The organism is Mesorhizobium sp. M0243 (assembly GCF_040321775.1).
GTDB lineage: Bacteria > Pseudomonadota > Alphaproteobacteria > Rhizobiales > Rhizobiaceae > Mesorhizobium.
On sequence record NZ_JAMYSF010000011.1, the window covers coordinates 54,426 to 70,274 of the forward strand.

General features: G+C 62.0%; 12 protein-coding genes, 1 tRNA gene and 1 pseudogene. 5 read left to right on the forward strand and 9 right to left on the reverse strand.

Going from position 1 to position 15,849, the window contains the following annotated elements; genetic code table 11:
* The first annotated feature begins 2 nt into the window (after positions 1–2).
* Positions 3–1,622 (forward strand): ABC transporter ATP-binding protein, encoded by a 1,620-nt coding sequence (locus NKJ11_RS16490; protein WP_352793799.1) that lies wholly within the window; start codon positions 3–5, stop codon positions 1,620–1,622.
* A gap of 33 nt (positions 1,623–1,655) precedes the next feature.
* On the opposite strand, the gene NKJ11_RS16495 is transcribed toward NKJ11_RS16490, so the two are convergent.
* Positions 1,656–2,000 carry a hypothetical protein gene (locus NKJ11_RS16495; RefSeq protein WP_023808495.1) on the reverse strand — a complete coding sequence of 115 codons (345 nt, stop codon included), beginning with the start codon at positions 1,998–2,000 and terminating at the stop codon, positions 1,656–1,658.
* 145 nt (positions 2,001–2,145) lie between these two features.
* Here NKJ11_RS16495 and NKJ11_RS16500 point away from each other — a divergent pair.
* Positions 2,146–3,505, forward strand: a pseudogene (locus NKJ11_RS16500) (IS3 family transposase).
* Between the two features lie 152 nt (positions 3,506–3,657).
* Here the strand turns inward: NKJ11_RS16500 and NKJ11_RS16505 are convergent.
* Together NKJ11_RS16505 and NKJ11_RS16510 are read right to left on the reverse strand one after the other, a co-directional pair.
* Entirely contained in the window at positions 3,658–4,098 is a 441-nt protein-coding gene (locus NKJ11_RS16505; protein WP_023808494.1) for a hypothetical protein, read from the reverse strand.
* A gap of 6 nt (positions 4,099–4,104) precedes the next feature.
* Positions 4,105–4,320 carry a hypothetical protein gene (locus NKJ11_RS16510; RefSeq protein WP_127295641.1) on the reverse strand — a complete coding sequence of 72 codons (216 nt, stop codon included), beginning with the start codon at positions 4,318–4,320 and terminating at the stop codon, positions 4,105–4,107.
* A 182-nt stretch (positions 4,321–4,502) separates the two neighbouring features.
* On the opposite strand from NKJ11_RS16510, the gene NKJ11_RS16515 reads away from it, so the two are divergent.
* A complete protein-coding gene (locus tag NKJ11_RS16515) occupies positions 4,503–4,964 on the forward strand; it encodes a hypothetical protein (protein ID WP_352441324.1) in 462 nt (153 codons plus the stop codon).
* A 442-nt stretch (positions 4,965–5,406) separates the two neighbouring features.
* Here the strand turns inward: NKJ11_RS16515 and NKJ11_RS16520 are convergent.
* Positions 5,407–5,483, reverse strand: a tRNA-Pro gene (locus NKJ11_RS16520).
* A gap of 200 nt (positions 5,484–5,683) precedes the next feature.
* Between NKJ11_RS16520 and NKJ11_RS16525 the strand changes: the two genes are divergently transcribed.
* Together NKJ11_RS16525 and NKJ11_RS16530 are read left to right on the forward strand one after the other, a co-directional pair.
* Complete coding sequence (locus tag NKJ11_RS16525) at positions 5,684–7,204, forward strand: phosphomannomutase/phosphoglucomutase (RefSeq protein ID WP_352441323.1); 1,521 nt, start codon at positions 5,684–5,686, stop codon at positions 7,202–7,204.
* An 11-nt stretch (positions 7,205–7,215) separates the two neighbouring features.
* Positions 7,216–9,453 (forward strand): mannose-1-phosphate guanylyltransferase/mannose-6-phosphate isomerase, encoded by a 2,238-nt coding sequence (locus tag NKJ11_RS16530; RefSeq protein ID WP_352550709.1) that lies wholly within the window; start codon positions 7,216–7,218, stop codon positions 9,451–9,453.
* Positions 9,454–9,476: 23 nt separating this feature from the next.
* On the opposite strand, the gene betB is transcribed toward NKJ11_RS16530, so the two are convergent.
* From betB to betI, 5 genes are read right to left on the reverse strand one after another with little or no spacing between them, the layout of a single operon-like run.
* Positions 9,477–10,940, reverse strand: a complete 1,464-nt coding sequence (gene betB, locus NKJ11_RS16535) for a betaine-aldehyde dehydrogenase (RefSeq protein WP_352441321.1) — start codon at positions 10,938–10,940, stop codon at positions 9,477–9,479.
* A gap of 45 nt (positions 10,941–10,985) precedes the next feature.
* Complete coding sequence (gene betA, locus NKJ11_RS16540) at positions 10,986–12,638, reverse strand: choline dehydrogenase (RefSeq protein WP_352793800.1); 1,653 nt, start codon at positions 12,636–12,638, stop codon at positions 10,986–10,988.
* The gene (locus tag NKJ11_RS16545; protein ID WP_352793801.1) at positions 12,631–13,632 is read right to left on the reverse strand and encodes a threonine/serine dehydratase family protein; all 1,002 of its coding nucleotides are present in this window, start codon (positions 13,630–13,632) and stop codon (positions 12,631–12,633) included. Before NKJ11_RS16545 ends, betA begins: the two co-directional genes overlap by 8 nt.
* On the reverse strand, positions 13,632–15,161 hold the full coding sequence (gene betC / locus NKJ11_RS16550; protein ID WP_352793802.1) for a choline-sulfatase: 1,530 nt from the start codon (positions 15,159–15,161) through the stop codon (positions 13,632–13,634). Before betC ends, NKJ11_RS16545 begins: the two co-directional genes overlap by 1 nt.
* Entirely contained in the window at positions 15,158–15,748 is a 591-nt protein-coding gene (gene betI, locus NKJ11_RS16555) for a choline-binding transcriptional repressor BetI (protein WP_352793803.1), read from the reverse strand. The genes betC and betI overlap by 4 nt, the downstream gene beginning before the upstream one ends.
* Positions 15,749–15,849: the final 101 nt, after the last annotated feature.

Sequence of the window (15,849 nt, forward strand, 5' to 3'; positions counted from 1 at the left end):
AGATGGCTGCTTCCGAAACGATCCTCAGCGTCAAGGATCTGAGTGTCCGCTTCCGCACGCTTGACGGCGCCGTCGAAGCAGTCAAGGGCATCAACATCCATGTCAAATCAGGCGAGACCGTTGCCGTGGTTGGCGAATCCGGGTCCGGCAAAAGCCAGACGATGATGGCGGCGATGAGCCTGCTGGCATCGAATGGCGAAGCGACAGGCAGCGTCGATTATCGCGGCCGCAATCTTCTGACGCTTAGCAAATCCGAGCTCAACCAGGTTCGTGGCCGCAAGATCAGCATGATCTTTCAGGAGCCGATGACTTCGCTCGATCCGCTCTATTCGATTGGCAATCAGTTGATCGAGCCGATCCGCCGGCACCGGGGCCTGAATGCCCCCGACGCGCGGGAAGAGGCGCTCAAGCTGCTGCGGCTGGTGCATATTCCCGATCCCGAGCGGCGGATGAAATCCTATCCGCATGAAATGTCCGGTGGCCAGCGCCAGCGTGTGATGATCGCGATGGCGCTCGCCAACGACCCTGACATATTGATCGCCGACGAGCCGACGACGGCGCTCGACGTGACCATCCAGGCGCAGATCCTGATGCTTCTGGCCGAATTGCAGCGCAAGCTCGGCATGGCGATCGTCTTCATCACCCACGATCTTGGCATCGTCCGCCGCTTTGCCGACCGGGTCTATGTCATGCGCCAGGGCGAGGTTGTCGAGGAGGGGGAGGCGGAGGCCATCTTCGTCAATCCCCAGCATGCCTACACGAAAATGCTGCTGGCGTCCGAGCCGACCGGCAGCAAGGCGCCGCCGCCCGCCAATGCTCCGGTACTGCTTGAAGGCAGAAATGTCGAAGTGACGTTCAGGATTGGCGGCGGGTTTCTTGCTGGTGAACCGCTGATGCTGCGTGCCGTCGATCACATCTCGATCCGGCTGCAGCGCAACCAGACCATCGGCATCGTTGGTGAATCCGGCTCGGGCAAGTCGACGCTCGGCCGCGCCTTGCTGCGGCTGTTGCCGAGCGACGGGCTTATCCGTTTCGGCGATCGCGACATTTCCCAAGCCGACAGGCAGGCGATGCGGCCGCTGCGGCGCCAGATGCAGCTTGTCTTCCAGGACCCGTTCGGCTCGCTGTCGCCGCGCATGACCGTCGGCCAGGTCATCACCGAAGGACTTCTGGTGCATGAGCCTGATCTCTCGGGCAAGCAGCGTGATCAACGCGCGGTCGACGCCTTGCGCGAGGTCGGCCTCGACCCCAACGCACGCAATCGCTACCCGCACGAATTCTCCGGCGGCCAGCGGCAGCGCATCGCCATTGCTCGCGCCATGATCCTGAAGCCCAGGCTGGTGGTATTGGATGAGCCGACCTCGGCGCTCGATCGCTCTGTGCAGAAACAGATCGTCGAACTGTTGCGCAAGCTGCAGGCGGACCACGAATTGTCCTATCTCTTCATCAGCCACGATCTGTCGGTCGTGCGCGCCATGGCCGACTACATCATCGTCATGAAACAGGGCAAGATCGTCGAGGAGGGGCCGACCGAGGCGATCTTCAGCGATCCGCGGCACGCTTACACACAGACGCTGATGGCCGCCGCGATCGACATGACGCGATTTCGCCTGAGCGCCTGAACCAGGCTTCGCACCGATACACTGGCTGTCCGCTCAATTTGTGGAGCTCGGGCACTTGCGTGCTCGCACAGCGGCAATGGCATCCTGTTGCTGCTTGAGCCGGTCGATCCTGGCTGTTTCACGGTTGGCCACCGCGGTCTTCACGCGTGAGCCGCCGAGCAGCCAGCGTGGAACATTGGTGTTGGCGACCTTGCCGCGCGTGATTGCCGTTTGCGAGATGTCACGGGCGACGTCTCCCATCGCCCTGTTGAGGTCGGTGCACGTCATCGAATCGTATTTCGCTGGATCGACGGTTCTGCCGAGCGATGAACAGCCAGCGACGAGAACCAGCGTCATCACGAGAATCAAGGGCGAGGCTGTGGTTGAATTCAAATTCATGTCGCACTCGGCCCGCCGTTCACTGACTCCATCAAGTTCACGACCCTAAGACCGACAGACCTTTTCGTCAAAATATGCGGCCTCGAAGAAACCTCCCACTGTGAACTGACCCCCGAAAGTTGGACATCAACCTTCGGGGGTTTTCATGTCCAAACACAGCGAGAGTTTGAAGCGCACTGTTGTTGATCGTTATTTGAGTGGTGAAGAGAGCTATGCGAGCGCCGGTGCAGCCGACGGCGTAGATGCTGCAACGGTGCGCAAATGGGTTGCGAGCTATCAAGCGCACGGGGTTGCCGGTCTCGCTCGCAAGCTCAGCCACTATGATGGCGAGTTCAAGCTGTCGGTTCTGCACCGGATGTGGGAGGATGGACTGTCCTGCCGACAGACGGCCGCGCTGTTCAATATCCGCAACGCCGGTTGCCTTCCGGACTGGGAGAGGCGCTATGAAGCCGGTGGGATAGAGGCGCTCGCGCCGCGCCGCAGAGGAAGGCCGCGATCGATGTCAGACCCGCCGTCGCCTGGCGAGCCGCCCGTGGCGCAGAGTGATGAGACCAAGAGCCGCGAAGAGCTGCTTGCGGAACTGAACCATCTGCGCATGGAGAACGCCTACCTAAAAAAACTGGAGGCCTTAACGCAGGGACACGCGCCCAAAAAGCGCAAGCTGTCCAAGCGTTAAGGCTGCTCTATCCGCTCGATGGTCTGCTCAAACTGGCAGGGCTTTCCCGCAGCACGTTCTACTATCGACAGAAGGCGTCCCGCGTCGACCGCCATGCTGGTCTCAAGGAGAAGATCAGAGCCGTCTTCGACAGCCACAAGGGCCGCTACGGTTATCGCCGGGTGGCTGCTGCACTGCGCCGGCTCGGTCATGTCGTCAATCACAAGGCGGTGCAGTGTCGGATGGTGGAGATGGGATTGAAGTCGCTGGTCAGGCCGAAGAAGTATCGCTCCTACAAAGGCGGCATCGGAAGGACGGCTCCCGATCTCATTCAACGCCAGTTCAACGCTGACAGCGCCAACCATAAATGGGTGACCGATGTGACGGAGTTCAACCTGGCGGGCGACAAACTCTATCTCTCACCGGTCATGGACCTTTATAACGGCGAGATCATCGCCTTCGAGACCGCAAGGCGACCGCTCTTCAAGCTGGTGGAAAATATGCTCGCCAGAGCGCTGGACCGGCTCGATCAAACCCACCGGCCCATCCTACACTCCGATCAGGGATGGCAGTATCAGACGCCTGCCTACCAGCGCAGGCTCCAGGCACGAGGCATTGCCCAGAGCATGTCACGCAAAGGCAATTGCCTCGACAACGCACCTATCGAGAGCTTCTTCGCAACACTCAAATCCGAGCTCTTCTACCCAATACCTTCGAGAACGTTCAGAGCCTCAAGGCCAGCATCGAGGATTACATCCACTACTACAATCATGATCGCATCAAACTGAAACTGAAAGGGCTGAGCCCTGTGCAATACAGAACCCAGCCCTTAAATCTGCCGCCACCTTAAACTGTCCAACTTTAAGGGGTCAGTTCACTGGGCCCGGCCTTTGCGGCCGACGCAGGAACATCTCAGTCACTGGAATTGCTATCTGCCGAGTGTTGGGCTCAATCGCTGGCAAACGGAGAGTACCGGTTCCGGCGACGTCGGGGCGGCCTTTCCTACGCTGCCTCGGCCACGAACCTCGACGGGGGGCAACCGCCGAGCACTGTCTGAGCGATGTCGGCGTCATTTTCATCGACATGCGCCGTCACCAGAACGACCCCTTCGGCAACCTCCTGATCATCCGCCTTTATGGCGGCCGTGGCGAATGTTCCAAACAGACCGGCAACGCCGCCACAGACCGCGCCAGCCACCGCTGTTGGCAATACGCCCGCAGCAACAGGATTGATGCCATAGGCCGCAACGGCACTCAGGCAGACCAACCCGCCGGCGGCAGCGCCAAATAACGATCCCAAAGCGGAAACCCGAAGAGATCCTGCCTCGTCATTGTAAGGCCCGATGATCGCGATCTGTACGCGAGGAATTCCGGCTGCCACCAAGTCGCTGGCGACCCGCGCCGCATCGACGGGGGAATCAAAAAGTCTGCAAATCGTCGGCATGGTCGCTTAACGCTTCTGGCTGTTCAGCGTCGTCTCGGTGAGGAATGACGCGGCAATCAGATCGTCAACCTCGATTGGGCCCTCGCCACCCTCCATGATGGCTGCGACCTTCTGGAAGGTCTTCATCTCGTCTTCGGTAATCTGGGCTTCCTGCATCCTGGCTTTGATCTCTGTCATGCGCATGCTCAGGGCATAGGATTTCTTGGTCTCACGGTTCGACATGCTGCTGCTCATAGCTCATTGATCATTTTTTGCCCGCCACTCGAATTTGGGGCAAGGGCAAACGTTTCCAACCCTGGACTTCGGTCGGGGAGGGGTCGGACCTAAGTCTGGTCGTGGGCCGCAATGGTCTTGCCGACGGCGCCGCCAAAGCATGACCCAGGATGCGTGCCAAAAGGCCTTTCGTGGCCCGACTCATCAAGAATCGGGCCGGAGATCTGCGATCAGTACCCGTCGTTTTCGATCACAACGGGATGGTGCCGATGGTGGTGACGATGGGTGGAGACGGAACCTGTCACGACAACAGTATCGCGGTGATGATGCCGGCGCCCATGGTCATAGAACGCTACGGTACCATGGCGGCGGTGGTGCAAGCGCTGACCGTCTTCGTTGATGATCTTGACGCTTTCGTGATGTCGATGATGGGTTCTAACAACCACATCGGCTTCGGCTGCCGAAGCCACAACGGGCAGTCCAAGGGAAAGCGCCAACGCGCACATGATCATTGTTTTCATTGCAGTTTCTCCATTTTCTTAATTAGCCCTTCATTGGATAAACTGCCCCTGATCGCTTTGGTTCCGGTCGTCCGGCATCGACCCGAACGTTCACTGGTCATCGCTGGATCTCGTCAAACGGCGGAACATTAGGCGTGCCTGATGGTTTATTTCCCGCAGCCGGGATCACGATTTGGTGTCTGCTGCGGATCAGTCGGCAAAGGCTGGTCGGCCCGCGTTCTCTGCCAGAGGCGCGGGCTTCCCAGGCAACAGGAGAGAGATCATGAACAATATCATTTGGCTCGTTGGAGCTGTGGTCATCGTGATAGCGATCTTGAGCTTTTTTGGCCTCCGCTGAGGGGGACGCGCGTACCAGTCGGGATGTTTACCCGAAACTGTCCGCGAGCGCACGCATGAAGGCATCAGGCGGCCGGTTGACTGGTTACTGTCCAGTGCAACAGGCATCGCTGTCGGCCGGGTCACAGAGGCACGGCGAATAGAAATTCGCCCATCCGACTGGCGGGGGACGCGAGTAATCTCGCTTGAGGGGCAGGCGGAGCGCCGAAGTCGGGATGCGCTAACTCTTTGTTTTCTCTGGTCGGAGTGGCAGGATTTGAACCTGCGACCCCCTCGTCCCGAACGAGGTGCGCTACCAGGCTGCGCTACACTCCGTGACCAGACCGCGGGCTTATAGCCGCCACACTTGGTTCCTGCAAGCGGCACGGCGGCACTTCTGTCGCATTTCGTCGGCTTTCGTCGAGCATTGCCCGAAAGGCCCGGATTCCCTTCCGGAATAAACATGGCTTAAAGCCTTGTGTGCTAAGCCGCAGCCCTCGACAATTCGTAATTTCGGCCATTCGGAGTTTCCAGTCTTGTCCTTCAGCATCGTTGGCGACGCCCGGCCCAACAGTTTCGAATTCGAAACCACAGCGCTGATCAAGCCATCCGGCTTTCGCGAATATGATGCGCGCTGGTGGTTCGGCCATCCCGGCTCCGCGCAACGACCGGAACTCAATCTGATCGGCGTCCAGGCGCTCGGCATGGGGCTGGGTACGCTGATCCGCCGTCTCGGCGCCGGTCCCGATATCATTACCGGGCATGATTTCCGCTCCTATTCGCTGTCGATCAAACTGGCCCTGGTGTCCGGTTTGATGGCTGCAGGCGCACGGGTGAGGGACATCGGACTGGCGTTGTCGCCGATGGCGTATTTCGCTCAGTTCGCTTTGGATACGCCCTCGGTCGCCATGGTCACCGCTTCGCACAACGAAAATGGCTGGACCGGCGTCAAGATGGGTGCGGCGCGGCCGCTGACCTTCGGCCCGGGTGAGATGAGCGCGCTGAAAGCAATCGTGCTGTCCGGCGATTTTGACCTTATCGGCGGCGGCTCCTACGATTTCATCCGTGACTTTCGCGCGACCTATCTCGACGATCTGACCCGCGACAAGCGCATCGCCCGAAAACTGAAAGTGGTCGCAGCCTGCGGCAATGGCACCGCCGGCGCCTTCGCGCCGCAAGCGTTGCAGCGCATCGGCTGCGAGGTCATCGCGCTCGACGTCGAGCTCGACCATACATTTCCGCGCTACAATCCCAATCCCGAGGACATGCGGATGCTGCATGCCATCCGGGACAAGGTGCTGGCATCAGGCGCCGACATGGGCCTTGGCTTCGACGGCGATGGCGACCGCTGCGGTGTCGTCGACAATGAAGGCAATGAAATTTTTGCCGACAAGGTCGGTGTGATGCTGGCAAGGGATATTTCCAGCCAGCATCCCAACTCGACCTTCGTCGTCGACGTCAAATCGACCGGCCTGTTCCATACCGACGCAATGCTGCGCGCCAATGGCGCCGTCACTGACTATTGGAAAACCGGCCATTCCTACATCAAGCGCCGCGTCGCCGAACTCGGTGCTGTCGCCGGTTTCGAAAAGTCGGGTCATTTCTTTTTCAATCCGCCGATCGGGCGCGGATATGACGACGGCCTGGTCACCGCCATCGCCATCTGCCAGATGCTGGATCGCAGCCCGGGCAGTTCGATGGCCGATCTTTATCGCGCGCTGCCGCTGACCTTTGGCACGCCGACCATGTCGCCGCACTGCGCGGACGAGGTGAAGTATGGTGTGGTCGAACGGGTGGTTGCCGATTTTCAGGCCATGAAGCGGGATGGAAGGGTTTTCGCTGGGCAGAAGATCGCAGACCTCATCACCGTCAACGGCGTGCGCGTCGTCGCCGACGACGGCACCTGGGGGCTGGTGCGCGCCTCGTCGAACAAACCGGAACTGGTCGTGGTGGTCGAAAGCCCGGTGTCGTCGCAGCGTCGACGGGAGATGTTCGAGGCTGTCGACGCCGTGCTGCGCCGCAGCTCCGAGGTGGGCGCCTACAACCAGACCTTTTGAATGGTAGTTGAATGACCGAGCGGATCGTCAGTTTTGTCATGAGCGGTGGCGTCGGCTCGCGGCTGTGGCCGCTGTCGCGCGAGGACAACCCCAAGCAGTTCCACGATCTGTCCGGCGACGGCTCGATGCTGGCCAAGACCTTGCGTCGGCTGACCGCCCGGCTGGAAGGCGGAACGCCGATCTTCCTGATCGCCGCGGAGCGCCATGCTGATCGCGTTCACGCCGATCTTGCTGGTCTCGACCTCGCCGGCGGCGGTCCGCTGTTCGAGCCGACCGGGCGCAACACAGCCGCCGCCGTCGCACTGGCGACGCTGCGCACACTGTCTGAATTCGGCGATAGCCTGGTGCTGGTGGTGCCATCGGATCACGAAATATCCACCGCAAGCCAATTCTGGCAGAGCGTAGAAGCCGGCACCGAGGCAGCACGCGAGGGCAGGCTGGTGGTGTTCGGCATCAAGCCGACGCAACCAGAGACCGGCTACGGCTATATCGAGGTCGCGGCCGAAAGCGGCGGCACCTTCGACGTGTCGCGCTTCGTCGAAAAGCCGGATATTGCGACTGCGCAGAGCTATCTCAAGGCCGGAAATTTCTACTGGAACACCGGCATCTTCCTGTTTCGCGCCCGCACCATGCGTGACGCCTTCATAGCGTTGCAGCCGGATATCTGGCAGGCCACCGAAGCAGCCTACAAGGCAGCGACATCGGATCTGTCCGGCCTTTACATGCCGCTGGAACTCTACGCCGCCATTCCGTCGAATTCGATCGACTACGCCATCATGGAGCGGGCAAAAGACATCGCCATGGTGCCGGCCGGCTTCCGCTGGAACGATCTCGGCTCGTGGCAGTCGCTGCTCGATGTCGGCCCCGCCGACGACCGGGGCAATGTCATCATCGGCGATGTCGTCGCCATCGATTGCGAGAATTCCTACATTCGCAGCGACGGCCGCCTGCTGTCGGCGATCGGCATGAAGGATATCGCCATCGTTTCGACATCGGATGCCACCTTCGTCGCCCCGGTCAGCCACAGCCAACACGTCAAGAAGATCGTCGAGCAGCTCGAAAAATCGGGTCGCCTGGAAACCAGGTTCACGCCGGCGCATGACCGCGTCATCGAAAGCGGCGCCTGGCGCCGGCGCGTGCATCACTGGCTGTTTCAGGAGACCTTGCCGCTGTGGTCGACATCGGGGGTCGACGAACGCCATGGCGGCTTTCACGAAGCGCTCGGCCTGGACGCCTCGCCGTTGATGAAGCCCAAGCGCATGCGCACCATGGCAAGACAGGTCTATGCTTTCGCCGTCGCCCGGGCGCGCGGCTGGGACGGCCCGGCCGATCGGTTGATCAGCCACGGCATCGCCTTCATGGCCGGCAAGGGCCGCACCGACAAAGGCGGCTGGGTTCGCACGCTGAATGTCGACGGTTCGGTCGCCGACGCCACCGAGGATGCCTACGATCATTCCTGCGTGCTCCTGGCACTGGCGCATGCGCATATGTCAGGCAATCCCGACGCCTTGCGCCTCGGCGAGGAAACCTTCGCCTTTCTCGATGCGCATCTCGAAGACAGCCGCATGACCGGCTTTCTTGAGACATCGGACGGCAAAGGCGAGCGCCGCTCCAACCCGCATATGCACCTGCTCGAGGCCTTTCTCGCCTGGCACCAGGCGACCGGCGAGCGCGCCCATCTGCGGCGCGCGGCACGTATCATCGACCTCTTCCGCAGTCATTTCTTCGATCCGGAAAGCTGGACGCTTGGCGAGTATTTCGATGCCGAATGGAAACCCTCCACCGGCGAGAAAGGGTCATGGACCGAGCCCGGACACCATTTCGAATGGGCCTCTTTGCTGGTAGATTTCGCCGGGCGTAGCGGCCAGGCCGAGTTGAGCGGCTTTGCCCGAAAACTTTACGCGTCGGCCACTGCCAATGGCCTCAACCGCGCCACCGGGCTTGCCTATGGCGCCGTCTCCAGGCAAGGCCTGCCGCTCGACCTGATATCCCGCAGTTGGCCGCAGGCCGAAGCCGTGAAGGCGGCGATCGCGCTGGATGGCTCTGGCGGCCCCGATCTCAAGCCGGAAATCGAAGCGCGCGTCGGCCGGCTGTTCCGCTGGCACATCGACCCGGCGCCGCTCGGCCTGTGGATCGATCGCATCGACGAGCGCGGCCGCTCGCTGGCATCGGACGTTCCTGCCAGCATCTTCTATCATCTGGTCTGCGCGCTGACGCAGTATCTTGATGGGACGGTGGAGAAGGGATGAGCCCGTATTGAGAGGCCGGCCTCTCAATACGGGCTCGCTACATCCCCAGTCTCGACATACACCGACTTCAGCTGCGAATAGAGTGCCAGTGCCGCCAGTGAATTCTCACGTCCGATGCCTGACTGCTTGAAGCCGCCGAACGGGATTTCCACCGGCGTCAGATTGTAGGCGTTGATCCAGCAGGTGCCAGCCTGCAACTCGGCGATGACGCGGTGGGCGCGCGGCAGGTCGCGCGTGAAGACGCCGGCGGCAAGGCCGAATTCGGTGTCGTTGGCGCGGTCGATCACCTCGTCCTCATCGTCGAACTTCAGCACGCTCATGACAGGCCCGAAAATCTCTTCGCGGGCGATGCGCATTGTGTCGGCGACGCCGGTGAACACCGTCGGCTCGACAAAGAATCCGCCTTGGAAACCCTGCAGCGACGGCACGTTGCCGCCGCAGGCAAGCGTTGCTCCGTCCTGCTTGCCGATTTCGATATAGCCGACCACCTTGTCATGCTGCGCCTTGGAGACCAGCGGACCCATCTGGGTTTCGGGGTCGAGCGGGTCGCCGATGCGGATTTTTTTGGTCCGCTCGACAAGGCGTTCGACGAAGCGGTCGTGAATGCCGTTTTGCACGAAGACCCGCGTGCCGTTGGAGCAGATCTGGCCGGTCGAATAGAAATTGCCGAGCATGGCGCCGCCAATGGCGTTCTCGATGTCGGCATCGTCGAACACGATCAGCGGCGACTTGCCGCCGAGCTCCATCGTCGCGTGCTTCATTTTTGAGCCGGCCAGCGACAGCACCTTGCGGCCGGTCAGCACCGAACCGGTCACCGACACCTTGGCGACGACATCGTGGCCGACAAGCCCGGCGCCGACATCGCCATAGCCCTGCACGACGTTGAACAAGCCGTCGGGCAGCCCGGCCTCGCTGTAGATCTCCGCCAGTGCGAGTGCTGAAAGCGGCGTGTTTTCCGATGGCTTGAACACCATGGCATTGCCCATGGCGAGTGCCGGTGCCGATTTCCAGCCGGCGATCTGGATCGGATAGTTCCAGGCGCCGATGCCGACACAGACGCCGAGCGCTTCGCGCCTTGTGTAGGCGAAGGGTCCGCCGAGATCGACCGACTCGCCATTGTAGGCGGCGACGGCGCCGCCGAAATATTCAAGGCAGTCCGCGGCGGAAGGCGCGTCCGCCACCAGCGTTTCCTGGATCGCCTTGCCGGTGTCCAACGTCTCGATGCGGGCGAGGTCGGCATTTCGGGCGCGCAATATGTCGGCGGCGCGGCGCAGGATGCGCCCGCGCTCGACCGGTTTCAGCCGCGCCCAAGCGGGCTGCGCCGCCCGCGCTGCCTCGACGGCGAGCTCCAGCACGTTCGGCGTCGCCGAACGTAGCATGGCGATGGTCTCACCGGTTGCCGGATAGATGACCGGCAGCGGCGCGCCGCCTTCGTCCTCGATGTAGCGTCCATTGACATAGTGCGATGCCGTGGGCTGGGCGCGCATGGTTTTCTCCAGATGTATTCGCTACCAAGTCCGTTCGACAATGCCCTATCGATCCGCGACCTGCCAGCGCGGATTGATCCATGGTTCCTGGTTGGACGGCGCCAGCGGCGTGCGGCCAAGGATGTGGTCGGAAGCCTTTTCGCCGGTCATGATCGAGGGTGCATTGAGATTGCCGTTGGTGACGCGCGGGAAGATCGAGGAATCGGCGACCCGCAATCCTTCGACGCCGATGACCCGGCACTCCGGATCGACGACACTCATCATGTCGTCGGCGCGGCCCATCTTGCAGGTGCCGCAAGGATGGTAGGCGCTCTCTGCGTGATCCCTGATGAAGATGTCGAGATCGTCGTCCGACTGCACGTGGCTGCCAGGCGATATTTCCTTGCCCCGATAGGGGTCGAACGCCGACTGGCCGAAGATCTCGCGCGTCAGCCGGATGCAGTGGCGGAACTCCGCCCAGTCGTCGGGATGCGACATGTAGTTGAAGTGGATCACCGGCTTCGATTTCGGGTCCGGCGAGCGCAGCGTCACAGAGCCGCGCGACTTCGAGCGCATCGGCCCGACATGCGCCTGGAAGCCGTGCGACTTGGCCGCCGCCTTGCCGTCATAACGGACAGCCGCAGGGATGAAATGGTACTGGATATCGGGGTAGTCGACGCCGGCGCGCGAGCGCACGAAGGCCGCCGCTTCGAAATGGTTGGTGGCGCCAAGCCCGGTCTTGAGGAACAGCCACTGCGCGCCGATGAGCGCTTTCGAGAACGGATTCAGCACCGAATTGAGCGTGATCGGCAGCAATGATTCCTGCTGGATGTAGAGCTCCATATGGTCCTGCAGGTTGCGGCCGACGCCGGGTCTGTCGGCCACCACGGCAATGCCGTTTTCGCGCAAATGCTCGGCCGGGCCGATGCCGGACAGCATCAGGATCTTGGGCGAATTGATCGACGAGGCGGCGACGATCACCTCACGTCGCGCCTTAACGACCTGAATCTTTTTGTGAGCTTCGATCTCGACGCCGATGGCGCGTTGATTCTCGATGATCACCCGCCGCGCAAAGCCCTTGACCAGACTCACATTTTTGCGCTTCAGCGCCGGCTTCAGATAGGCTGATGCCGCCGACCAGCGGCGTCCGCCGCTGATGGTTTGCTCCATCGGCCCAAACCCTTCCTGCTTGGAACCGTTGTAGTCGTCGGTCAGTTCGAACCCGGCCTGGCGGCCGGCCTCTACGAAGGCGCCGTAGAGCGGATTGCGGCGCGAGCCGCGCTGCACATGCAGTGGCCCATTTTTGCCCCGCCAGCCATCCTCGCCGCCGTCCGAATCCTCCATCCGCTTGAAATAGGGGAGCACGTCGGCGAAGCCCCAACCGGCTGCACCCTCTTCGGCCCAATGGTCGAAGTCGCGCGCATGGCCGCGCACATAGACCATACCGTTGATCGAGGACGAACCGCCGATAACCTTGCCGCGCGGCGTCGCCAGCACGCGTCCACCGAGATGCGGCTCCGGCTCGCTGGCAAAGCCCCAGTCATAGAGGCTCATGTTGAGCGGTATCGACAGCGCCGACGGCATCTGGATCAGCGGCCCGATATCGCTGCCGCCGAATTCGATGACGATGACCGAATGCTTGCCGTCTTCCGACAGGCGATAGGCCATGGCCGAGCCGGCCGAGCCGGAGCCGATGATGACGAAATCCGCTTCAAGCATGGTTCATATGCGCCATAAAATCGGCGAGCGAGACATTGCCGCCGGTAGCCACAACAAGGACGGTCTTGTCCTGCACATCCACCTTGCCGCTGAGCAGTGCCGCCAGCGAGGCGGCGCCCGACGGTTCGAGCACCAGCTTCAACCGCTCGAAGGCGATCCGCATCGCGCGGCGGACAGACGCGTCGTCGACGGTGATGCCGCGAACACCCGCGGTCTTGACCGCGGCAAACGGCGCGTCGCCTGGCCGTCGCGACATCAAACCGTCGCAGATCGATTTCGGCCCGATCGGCATCGTCTCGATGCTGCCATGTGCCAGCGACGAGCCCATGCCATTGAAACCTTCCGGCTCGACGCCGATGATCTCTGTGGCGGGCGACAGATAGTGGAAGGCAAGCGAAACGCCGCCGATCAGTCCGCCGCCGCCGACCGAGCAGAACAAAAGATCAGCGCTGGCACCTTTGGCTTCGAGTTGGTCGAGCGCTTCGAGGCCGGCGCCCGCCTGGCCGGCGACGATCTCCGGATCGTCGAATGGATGCAGCAGCGCCAGCCCCTCGGTCTCGGCGATCTCGCGCGCCTTGGCGGCGGCGACTTCCTCACGCGCGCGCTCGCCATGGTCGGTCAGCACGACGCGAGCGCCATAGCCCCCCGTTGCGTCTCGCTTGGCGGCCGGTGCGTCGATCGGCATGACGATGGTGACGGGAATGCCGAGCGCCTGGCCGGCAGCCGCCAGCCCTTGCGCGAAATTGCCGGAGGAGTAGGCGACGACGCCTTTCCTGGCCTCGTCGGGCGAAAGCTGTTTCAGCCGCCAATAGGCGCCGCGCACCTTGAATGAGCCGGCCCATTGCAGCGATTCCGGCTTGATGAAGACGCGGGCCGCACCCGTCTCGCGGGACAGTGCCGTCGATTCCAGCAGCGGCGTGATCTGCGTCGCCCTGGATGTGACGGCATAGGCCTGCTTGAGATGGTCGAGGGAGGGGACGAGAAGGTCTGACATCATTCGCCTCGCGGATACCTTTTGCTCTCTTCGAGATTGTCTAGGTTCATGTGATTGCGCATGTAACGCTCGGACGCTTTTTGCAGCGGCTGGAAATCCCAGGGGTAATAGGCGCCGTTGCGCAGCGCCGGATAGACGACCCAGCGGCGCGCCTGGCTTTCGCGCACGGCGGCGTCGAAGCGGGCCATGTCCCAGCGCGCCTGGACCTTGTCCATGAAGTCCGCCACCAAGCCAGCATTGGCCGGGTCGTTCGCCAAATTGTTTCGCTCGAGCGGATCGGCTTCGAGATCGAACAGTTGCGGCGGATCGAGTTCGCAATAGACGAATTTGTATTTGCCGTCGCGGATTGCAACGAGTGGCGCGCAGGAGCCCTCCGCCGCATACTCCATCAACACAGGCGCGGTGCGCTCAATGCCTGCGGCGAGCGGCAGCAGCGACTGGCCGTCGGTCCACGGCGCGATCGCAGCGATATCGATGCCGGCGAGGTCGCAAAGCGTCGGTGCCACGTCGAGATTGGAGACCGGCGTCTCGATCAGCCCGACGCGAACGCCTTTGCCGGCAATCATCAGTGGCACCCGCGCCGAACCCTCGAAGAAGCTCATCTTGAACCACAGGCCGCGCTCGCCGAGCATGTCGCCGTGGTCCGAGCAGAACAGGATTATGGTGTCGTCGGCCATGCGGGTGCGCTCGAGAACGTCCAGAAGCTCGCCGAGCTTGTCGTCGACATAGGAGATGTTGGCGAAGTAGCCGCGCCGCGAACGACGCACCTGCTCTGGCGTGATCTCGAAAGAGGGATAGTCGCTGGCGTGGTACAGCCGCTGCGAATGCGTATCCTGCTCGTCCTGCGCGATGAACCCGGTTTCCGGGTCCAGCGCCTGGCAGTGCTCGTAAAGATCCCAATACTGCTTGCGCGCGACATAGGGATCGTGCGGGTGCGACAGCGATACGGTGAGGCACCAGGGCCGATGGTTCGCATCGTCCTGTTCGCGCGAAAGCTGATAGAGCTTCTGCGTGGCCAGGAACACGACCTCGTCGTCGTACTCCATCTGGTTGGTGATCTCGGCGACGCCTGCGCCGGTCACCGAGCCCAGATTGTGATACCACCAGTCGATACGCTCACCGGGCTTGCGGTAATCCGGCGTCCAGCCGAAATCGGCAGGATAAATGTCGGTCGTCAGCCGCTCCTCGAAACCGTGCAACTGGTCCGGCCCAACGAAATGCATCTTGCCCGACAGGCAGGTGTAGTAGCCGGCGGCGCGCAAATGATGAGCGAAGGTCGGGATCGATGAGGCGAATTCGGCCGCATTGTCATAGACGCCGGTGCGTGACGGCAACTGCCCGCTCATGAACGAGGCGCGTCCCGGAGCGCAGAGCGGCGATGCGGTGTAGTTGTTGGCAAAGCGCGCCGAACGTGCGGCCAACGCTTTCAGATGCGGTGTGTGCAGAAACTCTGCCGGGCCGTCCGGAAACAGGGTCCCGTTGAGCTGATCGACCATGACGATCAGGAAATTGGGTCGCTTCGTTGTCACTGTTTGCGCCGCTCGCCAAGTTTGGTTTCGAGATAGTCCTCGACCAGCGCGATCGCGGTCGCGGCATCAGGCACGCCGTCCTTCAGCGCCCGCCTGATGTAGAGCCCGTCGATCATCGCCGCCGTCGCTTCGGCGGCGCGGTCGGCTTCGGCTCTGGGCAAGATGCCGGTCAGGCCGCTCATCAAATTGGAGTGCAGGCGCCGCGCATAGACCCTGAGCAGCCGGCGCAGGGCCGATGATTTCTGCGCTTCGACATAGAAGGCGAGCCAGGCGGCGATGGTTTCCGGCTGGAACTGGATGTCGGAGAAGTTGACGGCGACCACCGCCGAGACGCGCTCGCGCGCGGTGTTGGCCGAACCAAGGGCGCGCAACGTGTCGGCGGTAAGCTCGGCCAGGATGTGGCGCATCGTCGCCAGCAGCAGCTCGTCCTTGGCGCCGAAATAGTGATGGGCAAGAGCCGATGAAACGCCGGCGCGCCCGGCGATTTCGGACATTGTCACGTCGAGCGAGCCGCGCTCGCCGATCGCCGAGATCGTCGCGTCGATAAGCGCCTTGCGGCGCAGCGGTTCCATTCCGACTTTCGGCATCTTGCAATGATCCCTTTCGAGTAGGATTATTTTTTATTGACGGGTCAATCAACAAAAAAATCAGCACTGGCGTCGCCTGTACCAAGCGATTGTCTGCTCCC

Coding starts and splice junctions, on each gene's coding strand:
- NKJ11_RS16530 (WP_352550709.1), top strand. CDS start 7,216: ATGACCGAGCGGATCGTCAGTTTTGTCATGAGCGGTGGCGTCGGCTCG.
- NKJ11_RS16495 (WP_023808495.1), bottom strand. CDS start 2,000: ATGAATTTGAATTCAACCACAGCCTCGCCCTTGATTCTCGTGATGACG.
- NKJ11_RS16545 (WP_352793801.1), bottom strand. CDS start 13,632: ATGTCAGACCTTCTCGTCCCCTCCCTCGACCATCTCAAGCAGGCCTAT.
- betA (WP_352793800.1), bottom strand. CDS start 12,638: ATGCTTGAAGCGGATTTCGTCATCATCGGCTCCGGCTCGGCCGGCTCG.
- NKJ11_RS16490 (WP_352793799.1), top strand. CDS start 3: ATGGCTGCTTCCGAAACGATCCTCAGCGTCAAGGATCTGAGTGTCCGC.
- NKJ11_RS16505 (WP_023808494.1), bottom strand. CDS start 4,098: ATGCCGACGATTTGCAGACTTTTTGATTCCCCCGTCGATGCGGCGCGG.
- NKJ11_RS16510 (WP_127295641.1), bottom strand. CDS start 4,320: ATGTCGAACCGTGAGACCAAGAAATCCTATGCCCTGAGCATGCGCATG.
- betI (WP_352793803.1), bottom strand. CDS start 15,748: ATGCCGAAAGTCGGAATGGAACCGCTGCGCCGCAAGGCGCTTATCGAC.
- betB (WP_352441321.1), bottom strand. CDS start 10,940: ATGCGCGCCCAGCCCACGGCATCGCACTATGTCAATGGACGCTACATC.